Source organism: Pedobacter quisquiliarum, assembly GCF_014642175.1.
Classification (GTDB): domain Bacteria; phylum Bacteroidota; class Bacteroidia; order Sphingobacteriales; family Sphingobacteriaceae; genus Pedobacter; species Pedobacter quisquiliarum.
The window spans coordinates 120,367-137,975 of the sequence record NZ_BMIL01000009.1; the positions used below are offsets into that span (position 1 = coordinate 120,367).

The window sequence follows — 17,609 nt, forward strand, 5'->3', positions numbered from 1 at the left end:
TACTTAAGCATTTTGAATATGAGCAACAAGACTTAGGTCCACGCTCTTTATTAAACGTGCTTATTGTTCTTGCCGTTTGAGTCCTTCCAGAATTCTGGTTGTATTGGCTTCTATTACTGGATCTTTGATCAGCTCTGGTGCGTGATGGGGCTTTTTTCGGGCGTCAATAATGATTGGACCTTCGCAACCCCAATGTTTATCGTGCGTAGCACTGCCGATACCATAGATATCTGCTGCCGGGTTGCTACGCGTAAATGTTACCCATACGAAGTTGTTGATGTTTAAAGCGGTAAACGCACTGTCGTCACACAGAACGATCATCGCAAAACCGCTCAGATCGGTGTTTTGTAAGGCTTTGTCGAGCGCGAGCACATCGGAGGCTGTTTCGGCTGCTGTTGTATATGCTTCCACTTGAAGGGTTAGCACGCCTGGAAATGCAAGTTGCGGATTGCTGAAACCTTTCGGCAGTGGTAAGGCAGCTGGCAATGTACGCTGCAGGGAACGTCGAACTGGTCCGGCAGCAGCAAAGACGACTTTAGAGCCTGCATTTAAACCCGTACCGGTGTAGTCGAGCGTGTCGATGGTCGTTTGGGTATGGAAATGGAGATCCCTTCTGAAGTTCATCCTTGAAAGTACGTGCATCAGAAACTCCTGAAGATGATGCGTCGAGAGCTGTTCATCATCCTCCCTGGCGGCAATGAACAGGTATTTGGCTAAACTAAGCTGATTTTTGCCAAGGATGTGATTTGATATCGTGAGTATCTCCTGCGGTCTACGTCCATCCAGAAATGGTGTATATCGTTCACTTCCGATGGCAAACAGCAATGGGTGTACCCCTGCTGCATCTACTGCGTTGACTTCTTTCAGGCCATGAATTTCTTTAGGCAATGCTGATCCGGTGATTTCGTGGATGAGCGCTCCGAAACTGGTATCTTCCTGCGGCGGGCGACCCACTACCGTGAATGACCAGATGGCATCCTCCCGATGGTAAACGTTGTGGACCTTCATCAAAGGAAATGGGTGTGTGAGACTATAGTAGCCAAGGTGGTCTCCAAATGGGCCTTCGGGCTTGTTCTCATTGGGGTACACGGTTCCGGTGATTACAAAATCAGCATCTGCAGAGATGCAAAAACCTTCTTCATCATAAAAATAGCGGAACCGACGGTTGCCCAGCGCGCCAGCAAAGGTCATCTCAGATAAGCCTTCCGGAAGTGGCATCACCGCGGCGAGCGGATGTGATGGTGGTCCGCCTACGAAGATGCTCACCTTCAAAGGCTTACCAAGTTTATTTGCTTTAGATTGATGTACACCTATTCCGCGGTGGATCTGGTAATGCAAGCCGATCTCCTGATCCTGAATATAAGCATTGCCGGCAAGTTGAATCCGGTACATTCCAAGATTAGCATTCAGAATACCTGGTTTCTCTACATCTTCTGTGTAAACCTGGGGCATGGTAATAAAAGGTCCTCCGTCCATCGGCCAATTGACAATCTGTGGCAATGCAGAGATGGTGGTTTTCCTGAATGTAGATTTAAACAGGCTTTGCTTTAATGGCAGTGCAGACAATGCAGTTAGCCCCGCCCCTGCTGTTTTAAACGGGTTCTTTATCGCTTTTATTGGATCTGATCGCAATCCGACCAGCTGTTCCACATTCGCCAGACTATCCCGGAACATGAACTTGGACCTTTCCAGCGTACCAAAAAGGTTTGACACAGCCGGGAACTTAGAGCCTTTTACATTTTCAAAAAGTATGGCCGGCCCTTGTTCTTCATACACCCGAAGATGTATGGAGGCCATTTCGAGATATGGATCAACCTCTTCCTTAATCCGGATCAGGTGTCCATGTTTTTCTAAATCGTTAACGCACGCTGCTAAGCTTGAATATCCCATCAGGATCAAAGGTATAAACTAATAAATAATGAAGTATCTATAACAAAAAAAAGCCACGCTTGGGCGTGGCTTTTTCGTAATCAGGGTGATTCTATTTCTTATCTGCAAAAGATCTAAGCATCCAGGTGTTCTTTTCTTTGAACTGCATGAACCGGTTTACCATGTCGTTGGTTCCTTCGTCACCAGCCTCATCAGTTGCCTCCAGAAGCTCACGTTCCATCTCGATCAGCTTGGACATGTCATCCAAAATTGCATCGATCATTGCCATATCTTGCATACCAATGGTGTCAATTTCTTTGATGCGTGACTCATTGATGTAATCCGCGAAGCGACTGTGTGGTGGCTTACCTAAAGTTAACACACGTTCAGCAATTTCATCTATTGTTGTTTGTGCTTCCGTATATAATTCTTCGAATTTTACGTGCAATGTGAAAAAGTTAGAACCTTTGATATTCCAATGACAACCGCGCAATTTCTGGTAATGTATGTGATAATTAGCAAGATAGTCGTTTAAAAGATCAACAACAGGTTTAACTTCTTGCTCGTTCAGGCTTATTTCTTTTGCGTCCATGGTTTATTATTTTTTAATTTGTAATATTATTGAAACAAGAGTTATAACAAAGCTTCGATGAAATGGTTTCCTGCAACGGGAAATTTCATACAATAGAGGTGTAATTTCCTCGTTTACTATTCGGAATAAGCATCAACTTAGTTTTAACCATTCAAATAACTTATAAAATTATTAATGTATAAATATATTACTGTGCTATTGGCAACGAATTTAATGTTCTTAGCCAATGTAAAAGCCCATTCGGTCATCGACTCTATCGGCGTTGAAAATCTAAATGGCAGTAAGGTGATCATCCACCAGATCGTTAAAAACGACACCTACTACTCGGTTGGTAGAAGATACAACGTCTCCCCCAAAGAAATCATGACCTTTAATGAGAATAAATACCTCCAGGTAGGTGTCTTGATCAAAATTCCAACAAAATTGCCGTTTGATAATAAGCCTGCCCAGGCATCGGCCAAAAACAATGCCTCTAATGCCGAAAGTGTTGAACCAACGCTGATTGACTACGAAGTTAAACCGAAAGATAATTTGAATAGTATTGCCCGGGCACATGGAACAACCGTCCCTGAGCTACGACGGATAAATGAATTAAGAACCATTAACTTAAGAATCGGGCAACAACTAAAGGTCCCTGCTCCCGTTGATGCTGCATCTGCAGCACAGGAGACCGTAGTGGCTCAGAATCCAGCCCCGCAAACAGGCAACGTTCGCGCTGGCAACAACACCAGACCTGTAGAACAACCTAAACCTATTCTCCCTCCAGGAACAAATACTGCAGCAACTAGACCGCAGTCGAAGCCTGTAGATTCGACGAATAGAAACCCAGCTTTGAACGAGAAGTTTGTTGAGCATACCGTTGCCTCCAATGAAACGATGTATTCCATCGCTACGACATACAAAATGACCATCGATCAGCTGAAAGCGAAAAATAACCTACCGAATAATTCGCTACGCGTGGGCCAGAAGTTGCTGATTAGCGGACAGTATCCGGTAAAAACGGAACCAGCGGCTGATAGCCTGGATGATGCCACGATTAAAGATCCCTCATTGAGGGGTGATGCGAGCAGATATGGTTTAAATCAGGTAGATGAGAAGGGTACCGCAGTTTGGATCACAGATCAGGATTTAGATCCGGTAAAGATGCTTGTTTTGCATCGCACCGCTCCGGTTGGGACGATCGTAAAGATTACCAATCCGATGACGAACAGATCTGCATTTGCGAAAGTTGTGGGAAAGTATACCGAGAATGAATCTACGAGGGATGTGATACTGGTTATGACAAAGGCTGTAGCAGATTCAATCGGCGCGATTGATAAAAGATTTTTTTGCAATATAACGTACAGCGGACAAGATAATGAGCAATAAGAAGCCTTTTGTAATAGGCGTAGCAGGTGGTAGTGGGTCAGGTAAAACGTTCTTCCTGAAGTGTTTTCTTCACCACTTTAGAACCGAAGAAGTAAGTCTAATTTCCCAGGATGATTACTATCGTCCTAAGCAGGAACAGAAAATCGATGAGAACGGCTGGATTAATTTCGATCTTCCGGAAGGTATTGATGATGCCCGTTTACTGCACGACTTGAAGCGTCTTATTGCAGGTGAGGCTGTTGAGAAAAAAGAATATACTTTTAATATGAATGAGGAGCATGCGAGGTTATTAAACATTACCTCTGCTCCAATTATAATTGTAGAAGGCCTATTTGTCTTCCACTTTAAAGAGATTTCGGATTTGTTCGACATGAAGATTTTCATGGATGCGGATGAGGAAATCACCTTGAACAGACGTATTTCAAGGGATGAAATTGAACGTGGATACACGAGAGACATGGTGATGTATCAGTGGGTAAATCATGTACTACCCGCCTATCGCAGATACTTGTTGCCTTATAAAGGCAGCTGCCACAAGGTTATTATGAATAACAAACATGTGGCAGATGATATTATTGTTGCTTCGCAACAGATTTCAGATGAGCTAAAGCCCCTTATTGAAGAAAAGAATACAGCTTAATCGAATTTCATTTCAGGTGTATCTTCCGGCGCGATCAATCGGCCGGCAGTTGCCTGTTTGATGTAGTCTACACTCACCCCTGGGGCTCGCTCTAACAATTGAAATCCACCTTCCGGCAGAATGTCGAGCACAGCGAGTTCAGTAACCACTTTCTTGATGCAGTTCACGCCCGTTAAAGGAAGGCTGCATTTGGGCAATAGCTTGCTTTCACCAGCTTTGTTTACATGTTGCATGGCTACGATGATGTTTTTTGCAGAAGCAACAAGATCCATTGCGCCGCCCATGCCTTTCACCATTTTACCTGGTATTTTCCAGTTGGCGATATCTCCGTGTTCCGATACCTCCATTGCACCTAGGATCGTTAAGTCAATCTTCTGACTTCTGATCATACCGAAGCTTAGTGCAGAGTCGAAGATTGAACTTCCAGGTAGGGTTGTAATGGTCTGTTTGCCAGCATTGATTAGATCTGGGTCTTCTTGTCCTTCTATGGGGAATGGTCCCATGCCCAACAATCCGTTTTCGGATTGTAGTACGACGTTGATGCCTTCAGGAATATAGTTGGCCACTAAGGTTGGAATTCCGATGCCCAGGTTCACATAAAATCCATCTTTTAACTCTTTTGCAATTCTCTTTGCAATTCCATTTTTATCTAACATGTTTTGCTGATTAAGGATTTTTGGATCTTAAGGTACGTTGTTCAATGCGTTTCTCGTAATCTACGCCTTGGAATATTCTGTGTACATAAACACCTGGGGTATGTATTTGATCGGGATCAAGCTCACCTGCTTCTACGAGTTCTTCAACTTCTGCAATGGTAATTTTGCCGGCAGTAGCCATTACAGGATTGAAATTCCTTGCAGTTGATTTATAAATCAGATTGCCTGCTGTGTCACCTTTCCAGGCTTTTACAATTGCGAAATCCGCCTCAAACGCGTACTCCATAAGGTATTCCTTACCATTAAAGTTTCTTACTTCTTTGCCTTCGGCGACTTCAGTACCTACTCCAGCTGGTGTAAATATTGCCGGCATGCCATAGCCAGCGGCAAGGCATCGTGTCGCTAAAGTCCCTTGCGGGATCAGTTCCACCTCTAACTCGCCACTAAGCAGCTGTCGCTCGAATTCTGCGTTTTCACCTACATAAGATGAGATCATTTTTTTAACCTGCCGACTTTGGAGCAAAAGCCCGATGCCAAAATCATCGACACCGGCGTTGTTTGAAATGCAAGTCAGGTCTTTGATGCCTTTACGCACTAATGCGTTGATGCAATTCTCAGGGATTCCGCACAGACCAAAGCCGCCAAGCATCAAGGTTTGCCCGTCTTTTAAATCGTGGATGGCTTCATCAGCCCCCGCTACTACTTTATTGATCATATATTTGGTTTGCGGCTAAATTAATTAAAATATACATACGAGATACCATCGCCTCCCCGGTCCTGGTGTTCATCTTCAACGCGGTTCACCTGGCTATATTTCCTGACATATTCCCTGATTAACTTTCTAAGAATCCCATCGCCTTTGCCATGGATTATCTTGACGTATGGAAAACCTAGCATAATGGCTTTGTCAAGGTATTTTTCAACTTCATAAATCGCATCTTCGCCGCGCCTCCCTCTTAAATCGAGTTCGGCGTTGAAGTTGGTAATCGCATCTGAAATCCTACCGGAGAAAGAATTACTTTGAACAACCTTCTTCGCCTGTTTATTGCTGATCTTATCTACTCTTTCCTTTTTTACAACAGATCGTAGATCACCAATGGCAAGTACCAGATTCCCCCGATTGATCTCGAGCACCTGACCCGTTGTCTCGGTGTTGCGTAACTGTACCCAATCGCCAACTTCTATTAGTGTATTGCTCAAAGCGATTGGTTCCGGTTTTTTCTCCTCCTTTACTTGGTGATTTAGAAGTTCCTTTTGTAAGTTTTGGCGCAATTGCTTAGTGACTGTTTTGTCTGCCTGTTGCTCCTTGATCTGTGAAATGGTGTTTTCAACAAGCTTGTTTGCATCTTTGATAATGCGTTGCGCTTCAAGCTTTGCTTCCTTAATTAACACCTTCTTGTTCTCCTCCAGGTATAATTTAAGTTTTTCATTCTCAGCAGCAAGGTTCTTAGCTTTGTTCTGCTGGTTTGAAAGTTGAACCTTTTTGTCGTAGATGTCCTTTTTCTCACGCTCCAGATCAACGAGCAGGCTATCGATCCTATTCTGATTGGTACCCGTTTTCTGTCTGGCAAGTTCAAGCACTTCCTTTTGCAAACCGATGTTCTGCGCTATTTCAAAAGCGTAGGAACTACCAGGCTTGCCAATTTCGAGTACATAGAGGGGGCGCATTTTAGTATTGTCAAACAACATAGACGCATTTTCAAGTCCTTCTGTATCGCCTGCGAAAAGCTTCAAGTTCGAATAGTGAGTTGTAATTACACCCCGTACTTTTTTATTGTTTAATACTTCGAGTACGGCTTCAGCCATTGGACCACCAAACTGCGGATCAGTCCCTGTCCCAAACTCATCTATGAGCATCAGGGACTTCGGTGTAGCGTGCGCCACGAAGTATCGCATTTTTGTAAGGTGGGCACTATAGGTACTCAGGTCACTTTCTATGGACTGATCATCACCGATGTCGGCAAAAATCTGATCAAATATTCCAACTTCAGATGCTTCATCTACAGGTATCAATAAACCCGACTGGATCATGATCTGTAGCAGTCCGACTGTTTTCATGCATACAGATTTACCACCCGCATTTGGTCCGGATACCAGTAAAATCCTCAATCGCTCATCCAAATGAATATTCAACGGAACGACCGTTCGTTGCTCTTCCCGGAAGGAAAGCATAAGCAATGGATGACGAGCATTGATTAGGCGTGTTTTTGCTTCTTTGATAAGTACTGGCATGTCAGCCTCCACCTCAATTGCAAACAGCGCCTTAGCACGCACGAAATCGAGTTTGGTTAGAAACCCGTGGTACGAAAGTAGCAATGCAGTGTACGGCCTTAAATCTGTAGTGAGTGCGATGAGGATCCTTATGACCTCTCTCCTTTTATCAAATTCCAAATCCCGAAGCTTATTGTTCAGGGTGAAAACTTCCTCCGGCTCCATGTACACGGTTTGTCCGCTTGCAGATTCATCATGGATAAATCCTTTGAGCTTACGTTTGTTCTCTGCTAACAGCGGAATACACATTCTACCATCCCTGATCGTAAGGCTACCATCCGCCACCCAGTTCCGGCTAACGGCCATTTTGTAAATGGAGTCCATTCGTTTGCGCACGTCCTGTTCTCCCTTGGCAATTTCTGTAAGTATGTCCAGCAAAGCCGGAGAAGCATTCGGCTTTATCTTTCCCTTTGGATCAAGTACGGTTTCAATCTTCTTAAGGATGTTCTTTTCCATAGGAAGATGTTCAAACAGTGCTTCCAGGTTAGGGTAAATTTCAGCCCGTTCTTCGAAAAAGCGAATAACGGTAAACACCGTCTGCAAAGACGTGTACATTTGGAAAAGCTCCTCTTCTACCAGGTAACTCCCCTCTGCTCTAATCTTATCTGCCAGGTACTTAAGGTCGTAAAAGGCACTGATCTGCAGTGGCTCCTGATTTTCAAGAATACTTTTGAATTCTTTGGTTTGGCGGAGAAATTTGTTGATCTGGTCAAACTTGGTCATGACCTGCATCTTACTAACCAGCTGCTTGCCCATTGGACTTAAGCAGTATTGGCTTATGTGTTGTTTGACTTCGTGAAATCCAAGTCTTTCTAAACAACTTTCGGGGTATATCATATATCGGTTACCGGTTTAACGGAAATCGTGTCTTGCTTTTGCTTGGTTTTTTCCAGATCTGCCTTAATCCTGTCGTACATATCGGTGAGCAAACCAGGATTTTGGTAGTAGTAATCCATGCTTTTATTATACCGCACGGAGTCTGTTTTAAATTTCTTGTATATCCCTTTATAATATGCAGAAGAGACCTTCTTAGCGGAATCTGCATCACCAATCGTCGTTATATAAGCATCCGCAATGTGGATGTCATACAAGATTTTCTGCATTTGATTTGGTGGAATGATGTCCTTAGGGATCTCTTTGGATTTACAACAGATTATAGAAAAACTGATAAAAATAAGCGAGAGAAATTTCCTCATTTAGTTAAAACATTACGTTTTCTTAGCCATTGTAGACTAAGGTTGTTAATTTTACCAAAAATACTGATTAATGAGCATAGCAAATAACTTATTAAAATATAAAAAGGAATTGGATGCAAGCGCAGTGCAGCTTGTGGCTGTTTCGAAATATCAGGATGCAGACGCTGTACTTGAAGCCTATAATGCCGGCCATCGTGTTTTTGGAGAGAACATCGTTCAGGAACTGGTTGAAAAACAAGCCGTACTCCCAAAAGATATAGAATGGCACCTCATCGGGCATTTACAAACCAACAAAGTAAAATACATAGCACCATTTATATCAGTAATTGAGTCGGTAGACAGCCTTAAGCTTCTGCAAGAAATCAACAAACAGGCAGCAAAAAACAACCGCACAATAGACTGCCTTCTCCAGGTGTACATAGCTGATGAAGATACCAAGTTCGGTTTGGGATTTGATGAAGTTGTCGAATTGCTTCGCGCCGAGGAATTTACCGTATTAAAGAACGTGCGTATCGTTGGTTTAATGGGCATTGCAAGCAATACAGACACCGAAAAGCAGATCAGAGACGAGTTTGAAGAATTGAAGGTTCTTTTTGACGGCGTGAAGGTATCGTTTTTCAGGAAGGATGATTATTTCAAGGAGCTATCTATGGGCATGTCCTCAGACTATAAAATCGCAATTGAAGAAGGTAGCACCATGGTTCGGATTGGCAGCAGTATTTTTGGTAAGAGAAAAATCAAGGAAGCGTAATGGAGTTAACGATTAGATTTGCTGTTCAAGAAGATTGTGAAAGACTCCTCGAACTTATTCATGAGCTTGCTCTTTACGAGAAAGCCCCTCAAGAAGTCACGGTTAAACTAGAAGAATTTGTAGAAGCCGGCTTCGGCAATAATCCCGTTTGGAAGGCATTCGTCGCCGAGCGAGAGGGTCAAATTCTTGGCTTCGCACTGTATTACGTACGTTATTCCACCTGGAAAGGATGCAGGTTATATCTTGAAGATTTCATCGTAACAGCTGAAGAACGAGGCAAAGGCATCGGCAAGATCTTGTTCGAGCGGGTGATGCAGGAAGCAAGGGAAAAAGGGTTTAACGGCATGTCCTGGCAAGTGCTAGATTGGAATGCCCCTGCGATTAATTTCTACAATAAATATCAAGCTAGCCTTGAAGCAGGGTGGCTAAACGCCTCCTTTTCAACTGAACAACTGAACGCATAATGAGGAAATTACTAATCATTTTACTTTGTCTGGGGCTGTTCGCCTGTCAGAGTGAAAACAAAAAGCAGGAACAAGGTGACTCCACCACCCAGGACAATGGCACAGAAACGGACACCTTAACTTACAGCTACGACGTTGTAAAAGTGATTAGCAAGAACCTGGTTACTGTAGATGAACACACTACGGACACCACCAGAGCAGTGATCACGTATCCCAGGTTTAATGATGAAAAGTTAGACAAACTAATTGAGCAAAGGGTATGCGAAGGCGGATCTAATCCAGACCGCTCCTACAACACCTATGCGGAACTCGCTAATAGCTTTGTTAAGGGGTTTGATGACTACCTGACTTACAACGAGGATAACATACAAACCTGGTTTCTGGAAGTAAAGGTTGATGTAATTCGTCAGCATGCCCCTCTCCTTGCACTTAAATTCTCGCAGGCAGATTACATGGGCGGTGCGCATCCAAATTCAAGCATCAGCTATGTAAATTATGACCGTCAGACGCGCAGTGTGCTTACACTGGATTCTATCTTAAAACCGAACACTTTTAGTAAGCTACAAGCAGTTGCAGAGCAAATCTTCCGGAAGAACGAAGGCCTTACACCTACACAGAGTCTTGCGGGCGCATATTTCTTTGAGAATGATCAATTCCATCTAAATTCAAACTTCACCATAACACCACAAGGACTTGAATTCTTGTATAATCCTTATGAGATTAAGCCATATGCAGCTGGGGTAACAAGATTGCTTATTCCCTACGCTTCAATAAAGGACTTAATCCAAGCAAATTCCCCTATCAACAGAATCGTAAATAATGCAGGTATATAAATTTGGTGGTGCATCCATACAAAATGCAGAAGCCATTAGAAACGTTGGCAACATTCTTAAAAAATTCCAGGGCGACCAGCTGCTGATTGTAATTTCAGCAATTGGACATACCACAAACAAGCTTGTTGCACTTACCAACGCATATTTAAAGCTTGAACCCACAGCCACAATATTGCTTGAAGAACTAAAGCAAGACCATTTTCAAGTACTACAGGAACTCTTCCCCGAGCAACATCCAGCCATTTTTGACGACCTGAACAATGCGTTCGTCGAGATTGAGTGGCTTTTGGAGGAAGAACCTGGGGATACACCCGAGTACATCTTTGATCAAATCGTTTCCATCGGGGAAGTGGCATCCAGCAAAATCGTAGCAGCATACTTAAATAGCATCGAGTGTCTTTCCACCTGGGTGGATGCCAGGAACTACATAAAAACAGATAACAACTACAAGGAAGCGAATGTAGATTGGGTAAAAACGGAGGCGGAAGTAAGAAAAACCTTGCCTGCGATACTGAACAAAGGCTTTGTGATCACCCAAGGCTTCATTGGCGGCACCAGCGAGAATTTCACAACAACGCTTGGCCGTGAGGGCTCAGACTATTCGGCGGCAATATTCAGCGCCTGCCTTGGTGCAACATCGTTAACGATCTGGAAAGATGTTCCAGGTGTGCTTAATGCCGATCCAAAGTGGTTTGAACGCACGGAGAAGATCCATGAGCTGTCTTATCACGATGCCATTGAGCTAACATACTACGGCGCAACAGTCATCCACCCGAAGACCATCAAACCCCTACAGAATCACAACATACCACTGTTCGTTAAATCCTTTAAGAATCCTGAAGAAACTGGCACAAAGATCAGCGGCGTAGCCCCACCGGTGAGCATTCCTTCCTTCATCTTTAAGGTGAATCAGGTTTTGATCTCCATAATGCCGAAAGACCTGTCATTCATTATCGAAGAAAACCTGAGTCAAATATTCCAGACTTTTCATGCCTACAAGGTTAAAGTAAATACCATGCATAACTCCGCCGTGAGTTTCTCGGTAAGTGCCGACTATGAAGAAGAGAAAATTCAGAAGTTAATCGCGGACCTTTCCATAAACTATCACATCAAATACAATACAGGCTTAGAACTGGTGACCATCAGGTACTATAATGAGGAAACAATTGAACGAGTAACCCTGCACAAGGACATCTTACTCGAACTGAAAAGCAGACATACCTGCCAGCTTCTGATGAAGAATAAGCCTGTAATGCAATAGAATACAAGTCGAAATAAACCAATTAAGTCAACTCATGGCTATCGTAGCTGGAAAACACGAACACACATGAATCCCGCAATATTAGACGAGGCTGTACAGCACTTTATTAATACGCATCTTAAAGATGATGTGCATAAGCTTGCCATGTCCATTAGTCCCTTTGCCCATGTTTCCGCACAGGAACTTGCGGGGCAAATACTTGCTAAACGTCGTTCTGAAAATAAGCTACCCAGCTGGTTTAATGCTTCAGGGATTTACTATCCCCCGATGATTTCCATTGAGCAATGTTCTTCAGAAAAGACGGCAGCCTACAAATCTTCTCTAATTGAGGGCGATCATGTTTTGGACCTTACTGGTGGCTTTGGTGTAGACTGTTTTGCTTTTAGCAAGAAGGCTAAAAAGGTAACCCATTGCGAGCTGATCCCAGAATTGTCAATGATTGCTGCCCACAATGCAAGGCAGCTTCAGGTATCGAACATGGAATTTCTGAATACCGACGGCCTAACCTTTCTTGCAAATACCACCGAAAATTTCGGCACAATCTACATTGATCCGGCACGAAGAGGCAAATCGGGTAAGGTATTCATGCTCAAAGACTGTAGTCCTAATGTTGTGGAGCACCTCGACCTACTACTTAGTAAAGCCAAAAGATTAATCATAAAAACCTCTCCCCTACTTGATCTATCAGCGGGCATTGATGAATTGAAGCATGTAGCTGAAGTTCAAATTATTAGTGTGAAAAACGAGTGCAAGGAGCTGCTGTTTATTCTGGATGCTGGTTCAAACAACCCGCACCCAAAGATCACCAGTGTAACAATCAATGCGCAGATTAAGAAAGTAAGCTTCGATCGTTCAAGCCGCAACAGCGAGCCTCATATAGATCATGTTACAACCGAGTCCAACGAACAGGCTAATCTGCAGCTAAAAAGCGATCTGCAAATAGACACATCAATACCCTGGGGTCAGGCAAAGAACAACCACAAACGTTATTTATATGAGCCTGATGTGGCTTTGTTAAAGAGTGGAGAATTCAACACCATAGGGGAAATGTTCAAGCTGAAGAAGCTTGATGTACAATCGCACCTCTACATTTCTGATCAGATCAATCCAGAATTCCCGGGTCGGATTTTCCAGCTTAGTGAAACGCTGACAAAGAAGGAACTTAAAAAGCAAAAGGATCTTTTCGGGAATGTTATTGTGAGAAACTACCCGGCGAAGCCTGAAGATCTAATTAAAGCTTTCAAGATCAAACCTTCACAAGATGAGTTCCTGATTTTCACCAGGAGTCAAGAGTTAGGCTACGTGATTCTGAAAGCTTCAATTCTACAATATTATTAAGTATTAAATGCTACAGCTATTTGTTAGGCTGTGGTGTTGTTCTAAGGTAAGGTTTAATGATCTTATGCCCCTTTGGAAAACGTTCAGGAATATCCTCGGTCTTGATGCTGTTCATAATAACTACATCATCACCATCGTTCCAGTCCGCTGGCGTGGCTACGCTATAGTTAGCCGTCAACTGCAACGAATCTATAACCCTTAAAACTTCTGTAAAATTACGTCCGGTAGATGCCGGATAGGTTAACATCAACTTTACCTTCTTGTCAGGAGAAATAATGAATAATGATCTAACCGTCAAAGTTTCCGATGCATTCGGGTGAATCATATCATACAAGTCTGCAATTTTCTTGTCCTCATCTGCAATGATTGGAAATTCCACGGTGGTATCCTGCGTCTCATTGATGTCATTGATCCAACCCTTATGAGATTCCGCAGAATCCACACTTAAAGCAAGTACTTTAACATTTCGCTTTTCAAATTCACCTTTTAAAGCAGCCGTGCGGCCAAGCTCCGTCGTACATACAGGCGTATAATCTGCTGGATGCGAAAATAGCACGCCCCAGCTATCTCCTAAGAATTCGTAAAAATCAATGTCGCCTATCGATGTTTTTGCTTGAAAATTTGGCGCTACATCACCTATTCTGATACTCATAATTTTGGTTTAAAGTTTAGTATCTCAAAATAACAATCTTATTAGAAAAACAAGAAAGCTACAGCGATTCATCACAAATTATTAATGACTGTGCACCTGATTACCAAACAGATTAATAAATGTTCAAGATCTAGAAGCCACAAAAAACCCCTGAACGTTTGTTCCAGGGGTCTAAAATCTCGTGTGGCTGATATGCTATTCAGAAAGTCTGAACCTCCTAAGCTTAATTATAAACCTTGATCATAAATACATGATCTTGGATTTTCTCAATTTGCTCCGTACGTTGCAGACCTTGCAAAGGATTCTTTTTGTTGACCTTTACAGTTGCACCAAGTGAATCCTGGGGAATTGCACGAAGTGCTTCAAGCACATATTTAGATTTGATGGCATAAGCGGCACCGTCGATTGATGTTTCTTTCGCACTGATTACCCCAATTACGTTGCCTTGGTTATCCAATAACGGACCACCACTATTTCCGGGATTAACACGGATGTCAACCTGGTAAGATAAAGTATCGCCACCATACCCTGTTTTAGAACTTAGGTAACCTTCTCCCAACACCGCATCATCCTTAGGAAACCCTAAAGTGTAAACATGTTCACCCATGCCAGTATTATTCAACTTCAGCTTATATGGGAGTGTACTCAATGATGTAAACTGACTATCAACGATCTTTAAAATGGCTAAATCATACTGTGGATCCTGATAAACGACCTTCACCTTATATGAATCCCCTTTGCTATTCTGCACATAAATGGAGTCCGCTTTATCAATTACGTGGTAGTTTGTGCACAAATAACCGTTGGAAGTTAATGCGAAACCAGTTCCGCCAAATTGAGCCGGATTTGAAGGTGCTTTAGCAGCCTTATTATTTGAATTCACATTTCTAATCAGGCGATTCTGAGAATTCTGAATTTTCACCAGCTCTCTTCTCATCATCTCGTAACTGCCGTTTTGCTTGCTGCTATGGGAGATCGAATAAATGGATACGAACGTTAATACCAGGAAGGAAGCAGCTACTGCCATCGCCGACTTGTTCTTTCTCCATAGATTAACTATGAAGGAAGGATGCGGTCTCAACTCGTCACTAAGTGCGTCCACGTCTATGGTCGAATGTATTTTATTCAACTTATCTCTCAAAGAACTTGTCGTACCAAACTCATTTAAAGATTCCAGGAACATTTTATGTGCAACGACTTTGTGATCCAGGTTTGGATCGGCAGCACGTCGCAGCTCAAATGCCTGAACTTCGTCTGCACTAAGTTCACCATTTAAATACGCCTCAATTAACGCCTCTAGTTCTATTTCGTTTCTCATAGATTAAATCTGAAAAAACAACTTTTTCAACCGTTGCAGGCATTTATATTTCTGTGTTTTTGCATTATCAGTGTTTGTATAACCGAATTTCTCAGAAATATCCTGCATGGATAAATTGTTAATATAAAAATCCTGAATAATCGTCTTGCAAGGTTCACCGAGGCTTTCAAGTGCTGCTCCCATTTTTTCAAACTGGAGATCTTTAGCCTCATACACCTCTACGTCCGTCTCAACAGCCATGATGTCTTCAAATTCCGCGATGTTGCTCGACTTTCTGCCGGGTTGCGTTAGTTTTTTCAACCAAATGCGTCTGCTGACAGAATATATATAGGTCTTCAGTTTACTTGTTAATTCAAATTCACCGGTCTTTATCTTATTATATAGTATAATAATTGTCTCCTGGTAAACGTCCTTAGCATCATCCTCATCACCATTATTATTCAAGATAAACTGCAGCACCATTGGGAAATACCCGATGTACAGTTTATTTAGCGCATCCTCAGAATCATTTAATATCCCTAATACAACCTCTCTATCTGTTGGAACTGAACTGCTTAACTTTTTACTCACTAATTAATACGTTTAAACGTGAATGGTAACCCAATGCTAACAAAATAATTATTAAAAGTTTTTTTAAAAAGCTGGGTTACCTTTTATCCATATGGGTATTAATCAGTAAAATTAATTAATTATTTAAAACAGAATTGAAATGAAAAACTTATTTAAATTTGGCTTTTTAGCTTTAGCAATCTCTTTATCAGTAGCAGCTTGTAGCTCAGAAGGTTCTGGTTCAGGAAACGATACTACAATGACTGATTCTTCTGCAATCATCACTGATACTACTGCAACTGACACTGTAATCACTGACTCAACTGTTCAAGATACAACTGTTAAAGTTGAAACTTCTACAACTGAAGTTAAACCATAATTTAACTTTACCCATAAAAAAAGAGGCTTTCCTAACCGGAAGCCTCTTTTTTTATGCATTAACAATTAATGTTACCTTTGCAGCGTATTAATAGACCCTTTTTCATGAACTTCTCTGCACTTCAAGCCATCTCCCCGGTTGATGGACGTTACAGGTTAACAACCCAAAACCTCGCCAACTACTTCTCAGAATCTGCTCTTATTAAATACCGCGTCTTTGTAGAAATCGAGTATTTCATAGCGCTGTGCAATGCCGGACTTCCGGGCCTTGCAGACTTCAATAAAAGTCAGTACGAAGCTTTAAGAGGTATTTACATCAACTTTAATGAAGCAGATGCGCAAGCTGTAAAGGATACTGAAAAGGTGACCAACCATGATGTAAAGGCAGTAGAATACTTCATTAAGAATAAGTTCGATGCACTTAGCTTGTCCGATTATAAGGAATTTATCCACTTTGGATTAACTTCTCAGGACATCAATAATACGGCTATTCCCTACACCTTTAAGTTAGCGCTTGAAGAGGTGTACTATCCAGGCCTAGAAGAGCTGATTACTAAAATCTCCGATCTTGCCAATAGCTGGAAAGATGTGCCCTTACTTGCACACACGCATGGCCAGCCAGCATCACCTACCAAACTGGGTAAAGAATTCATGGTATTTGCAGAGCGGATCAAAATTCAACTGCAGAACCTGAAGAACATACCCAATGCTGCCAAATTTGGTGGTGCTACAGGTAACTTCAATGCACATCACATCGCCTACCCTGCAATCAACTGGGTAGATTTTTCAAACGAGTTCGTAAACAACACCCTTGGTTTAAGTCGTTCACAGTACACTACACAAATCGAACACTACGACCAATTTGCTGCGCAATGTGACGCATTAAAAAGAATAAACAACATCATCATTGATCTTGACCGCGATATCTGGACCTACATTTCAAAAAACTACTTCAAGCAAAAGATTAAAGAAGGTGAAATTGGATCGTCAGCAATGCCACACAAGGTTAACCCAATTGACTTCGAAAATGCAGAAGGAAATGCCGGCATCGCGAATGCACTCTTTGAATTTTTCGCCGCTAAGCTTCCGATTTCCAGACTACAACGTGACCTTACCGATTCTACCGTATTGAGGAATATTGGTGTACCAATGGCACACACCATGATCACCATTAGCTCAACATTAAAGGGACTGAACAAGATCATTCTCAACAACGAAGCAATTGATGCAGATCTTGAAAATAACTGGGCTGTCGTTGCAGAAGCAATTCAAACCATCCTCAGAAGAGAAGCTTATCCGAATCCCTATGAGGCGCTTAAGGACCTTACCAGAACAAACCAAAAAATCACTGCAGAAACCATGGCTACGTTCATCAACGGACTGGATGTGAGCGACCTGGTAAAGGCGGAGCTAAAACTGATTACGCCATTTTCATACACTGGTGTGTTTTAAACATAATGACCTAAAACAGAC

At 42.4% G+C, this 17,609-nt stretch carries 18 protein-coding genes; 9 read left to right on the forward strand and 9 right to left on the reverse strand.

The window, feature by feature from the left end; all coding sequences use genetic code 11:
* Positions 1-60: 60 nt before the first annotated feature.
* Together IEW69_RS13790 and IEW69_RS13795 are read right to left on the reverse strand one after the other, a co-directional pair.
* Positions 61-1,890 carry a UbiD family decarboxylase gene (locus IEW69_RS13790; protein WP_188627455.1) on the reverse strand — a complete coding sequence of 610 codons (1,830 nt, stop codon included), beginning with the start codon at positions 1,888-1,890 and terminating at the stop codon, positions 61-63.
* 91 nt (positions 1,891-1,981) lie between these two features.
* Positions 1,982-2,461, reverse strand: a complete 480-nt coding sequence (locus IEW69_RS13795) for a Dps family protein (protein ID WP_188627456.1) — start codon at positions 2,459-2,461, stop codon at positions 1,982-1,984.
* 174 nt (positions 2,462-2,635) lie between these two features.
* On the opposite strand from IEW69_RS13795, the gene IEW69_RS13800 reads away from it, so the two are divergent.
* Positions 2,636-3,829, forward strand: coding sequence for a LysM peptidoglycan-binding domain-containing protein (locus tag IEW69_RS13800; RefSeq protein WP_188627457.1), 1,194 nt, complete (start codon positions 2,636-2,638; stop codon positions 3,827-3,829).
* A complete protein-coding gene (locus IEW69_RS13805; RefSeq protein WP_188627458.1) occupies positions 3,819-4,469 on the forward strand; it encodes a uridine kinase family protein in 651 nt (216 codons plus the stop codon). The genes IEW69_RS13800 and IEW69_RS13805 overlap by 11 nt, the downstream gene beginning before the upstream one ends.
* Here IEW69_RS13805 and IEW69_RS13810 read toward each other — a convergent pair.
* From IEW69_RS13810 to IEW69_RS13825, 4 genes are read right to left on the reverse strand one after another with little or no spacing between them, the layout of a single operon-like run.
* Complete coding sequence (locus IEW69_RS13810; RefSeq protein ID WP_188627459.1) at positions 4,466-5,125, reverse strand: CoA transferase subunit B; 660 nt, start codon at positions 5,123-5,125, stop codon at positions 4,466-4,468. The genes IEW69_RS13805 and IEW69_RS13810 overlap by 4 nt on opposite strands.
* 10 nt (positions 5,126-5,135) lie before the next feature.
* Positions 5,136-5,840 carry a CoA transferase subunit A gene (locus IEW69_RS13815; RefSeq protein WP_188627460.1) on the reverse strand — a complete coding sequence of 235 codons (705 nt, stop codon included), beginning with the start codon at positions 5,838-5,840 and terminating at the stop codon, positions 5,136-5,138.
* Positions 5,841-5,860: 20 nt separating this feature from the next.
* On the reverse strand, positions 5,861-8,233 hold the full coding sequence (locus tag IEW69_RS13820; protein WP_188627461.1) for an endonuclease MutS2: 2,373 nt from the start codon (positions 8,231-8,233) through the stop codon (positions 5,861-5,863).
* Complete coding sequence (locus tag IEW69_RS13825; protein ID WP_262890784.1) at positions 8,230-8,592, reverse strand: DUF4296 domain-containing protein; 363 nt, start codon at positions 8,590-8,592, stop codon at positions 8,230-8,232. Before IEW69_RS13825 ends, IEW69_RS13820 begins: the two co-directional genes overlap by 4 nt.
* A gap of 70 nt (positions 8,593-8,662) precedes the next feature.
* On the opposite strand from IEW69_RS13825, the gene IEW69_RS13830 reads away from it, so the two are divergent.
* The 5 genes from IEW69_RS13830 to IEW69_RS13850 all read left to right on the forward strand — a co-directional run bounded on the left by IEW69_RS13830 (position 8,663) and on the right by IEW69_RS13850 (position 13,239).
* Complete coding sequence (locus IEW69_RS13830; RefSeq protein ID WP_188627463.1) at positions 8,663-9,343, forward strand: YggS family pyridoxal phosphate-dependent enzyme; 681 nt, start codon at positions 8,663-8,665, stop codon at positions 9,341-9,343.
* Entirely contained in the window at positions 9,343-9,807 is a 465-nt protein-coding gene (locus IEW69_RS13835; RefSeq protein WP_188627464.1) for a GNAT family N-acetyltransferase, read from the forward strand. The genes IEW69_RS13830 and IEW69_RS13835 overlap by 1 nt, the downstream gene beginning before the upstream one ends.
* Positions 9,807-10,640, forward strand: a complete 834-nt coding sequence (locus IEW69_RS13840; protein ID WP_188627465.1) for a DUF3298 and DUF4163 domain-containing protein — start codon at positions 9,807-9,809, stop codon at positions 10,638-10,640. Before IEW69_RS13835 ends, IEW69_RS13840 begins: the two co-directional genes overlap by 1 nt.
* Positions 10,627-11,901 (forward strand): aspartate kinase, encoded by a 1,275-nt coding sequence (locus tag IEW69_RS13845; protein ID WP_188627466.1) that lies wholly within the window; start codon positions 10,627-10,629, stop codon positions 11,899-11,901. The genes IEW69_RS13840 and IEW69_RS13845 overlap by 14 nt, the downstream gene beginning before the upstream one ends.
* A 66-nt stretch (positions 11,902-11,967) precedes the next feature.
* The gene (locus IEW69_RS13850) at positions 11,968-13,239 is read left to right on the forward strand and encodes a THUMP-like domain-containing protein (RefSeq protein ID WP_188627467.1); all 1,272 of its coding nucleotides are present in this window, start codon (positions 11,968-11,970) and stop codon (positions 13,237-13,239) included.
* 16 nt (positions 13,240-13,255) lie between these two features.
* Here the strand turns inward: IEW69_RS13850 and IEW69_RS13855 are convergent, their stop codons facing one another.
* The 3 genes from IEW69_RS13855 to IEW69_RS13865 all read right to left on the reverse strand — a co-directional run bounded on the left by IEW69_RS13855 (position 13,256) and on the right by IEW69_RS13865 (position 15,779).
* Positions 13,256-13,891 carry a peroxiredoxin gene (locus tag IEW69_RS13855; RefSeq protein ID WP_188627468.1) on the reverse strand — a complete coding sequence of 212 codons (636 nt, stop codon included), beginning with the start codon at positions 13,889-13,891 and terminating at the stop codon, positions 13,256-13,258.
* 223 nt (positions 13,892-14,114) lie between these two features.
* Positions 14,115-15,209, reverse strand: a complete 1,095-nt coding sequence (locus IEW69_RS13860; protein WP_188627469.1) for a S1C family serine protease — start codon at positions 15,207-15,209, stop codon at positions 14,115-14,117.
* 3 nt (positions 15,210-15,212) lie between these two features.
* The gene (locus tag IEW69_RS13865; protein WP_188627470.1) at positions 15,213-15,779 is read right to left on the reverse strand and encodes an RNA polymerase sigma factor; all 567 of its coding nucleotides are present in this window, start codon (positions 15,777-15,779) and stop codon (positions 15,213-15,215) included.
* 139 nt (positions 15,780-15,918) lie between these two features.
* Between IEW69_RS13865 and IEW69_RS13870 the strand changes: the two genes are divergently transcribed.
* Positions 15,919-16,137 (forward strand): hypothetical protein, encoded by a 219-nt coding sequence (locus IEW69_RS13870; RefSeq protein WP_188627471.1) that lies wholly within the window; start codon positions 15,919-15,921, stop codon positions 16,135-16,137.
* A 104-nt stretch (positions 16,138-16,241) separates the two neighbouring features.
* The gene (purB, locus tag IEW69_RS13875; protein WP_188627472.1) at positions 16,242-17,588 is read left to right on the forward strand and encodes an adenylosuccinate lyase; all 1,347 of its coding nucleotides are present in this window, start codon (positions 16,242-16,244) and stop codon (positions 17,586-17,588) included.
* Positions 17,589-17,609: the final 21 nt, after the last annotated feature.

Bases quoted from the DNA above. Each gene is read 5' to 3' on its own strand.
- IEW69_RS13795 (WP_188627456.1), bottom strand. From the start codon at position 2,461: ATGGACGCAAAAGAAATAAGCCTGAACGAGCAAGAAGTTAAACCTGTT.
- IEW69_RS13850 (WP_188627467.1), top strand. From the start codon at position 11,968: ATGAATCCCGCAATATTAGACGAGGCTGTACAGCACTTTATTAATACG.
- IEW69_RS13855 (WP_188627468.1), bottom strand. From the start codon at position 13,891: ATGAGTATCAGAATAGGTGATGTAGCGCCAAATTTTCAAGCAAAAACA.
- IEW69_RS13835 (WP_188627464.1), top strand. From the start codon at position 9,343: ATGGAGTTAACGATTAGATTTGCTGTTCAAGAAGATTGTGAAAGACTC.
- IEW69_RS13805 (WP_188627458.1), top strand. From the start codon at position 3,819: ATGAGCAATAAGAAGCCTTTTGTAATAGGCGTAGCAGGTGGTAGTGGG.
- IEW69_RS13800 (WP_188627457.1), top strand. From the start codon at position 2,636: ATGTATAAATATATTACTGTGCTATTGGCAACGAATTTAATGTTCTTA.
- IEW69_RS13830 (WP_188627463.1), top strand. From the start codon at position 8,663: ATGAGCATAGCAAATAACTTATTAAAATATAAAAAGGAATTGGATGCA.
- IEW69_RS13810 (WP_188627459.1), bottom strand. From the start codon at position 5,125: ATGTTAGATAAAAATGGAATTGCAAAGAGAATTGCAAAAGAGTTAAAA.
- IEW69_RS13845 (WP_188627466.1), top strand. From the start codon at position 10,627: ATGCAGGTATATAAATTTGGTGGTGCATCCATACAAAATGCAGAAGCC.
- IEW69_RS13790 (WP_188627455.1), bottom strand. From the start codon at position 1,890: ATGGGATATTCAAGCTTAGCAGCGTGCGTTAACGATTTAGAAAAACAT.
- IEW69_RS13870 (WP_188627471.1), top strand. From the start codon at position 15,919: ATGAAAAACTTATTTAAATTTGGCTTTTTAGCTTTAGCAATCTCTTTA.
- IEW69_RS13820 (WP_188627461.1), bottom strand. From the start codon at position 8,233: ATGATATACCCCGAAAGTTGTTTAGAAAGACTTGGATTTCACGAAGTC.
- purB (WP_188627472.1), top strand. From the start codon at position 16,242: ATGAACTTCTCTGCACTTCAAGCCATCTCCCCGGTTGATGGACGTTAC.
- IEW69_RS13815 (WP_188627460.1), bottom strand. From the start codon at position 5,840: ATGATCAATAAAGTAGTAGCGGGGGCTGATGAAGCCATCCACGATTTA.
- IEW69_RS13840 (WP_188627465.1), top strand. From the start codon at position 9,807: ATGAGGAAATTACTAATCATTTTACTTTGTCTGGGGCTGTTCGCCTGT.
- IEW69_RS13860 (WP_188627469.1), bottom strand. From the start codon at position 15,209: ATGAGAAACGAAATAGAACTAGAGGCGTTAATTGAGGCGTATTTAAAT.
- IEW69_RS13825 (WP_262890784.1), bottom strand. From the start codon at position 8,592: ATGAGGAAATTTCTCTCGCTTATTTTTATCAGTTTTTCTATAATCTGT.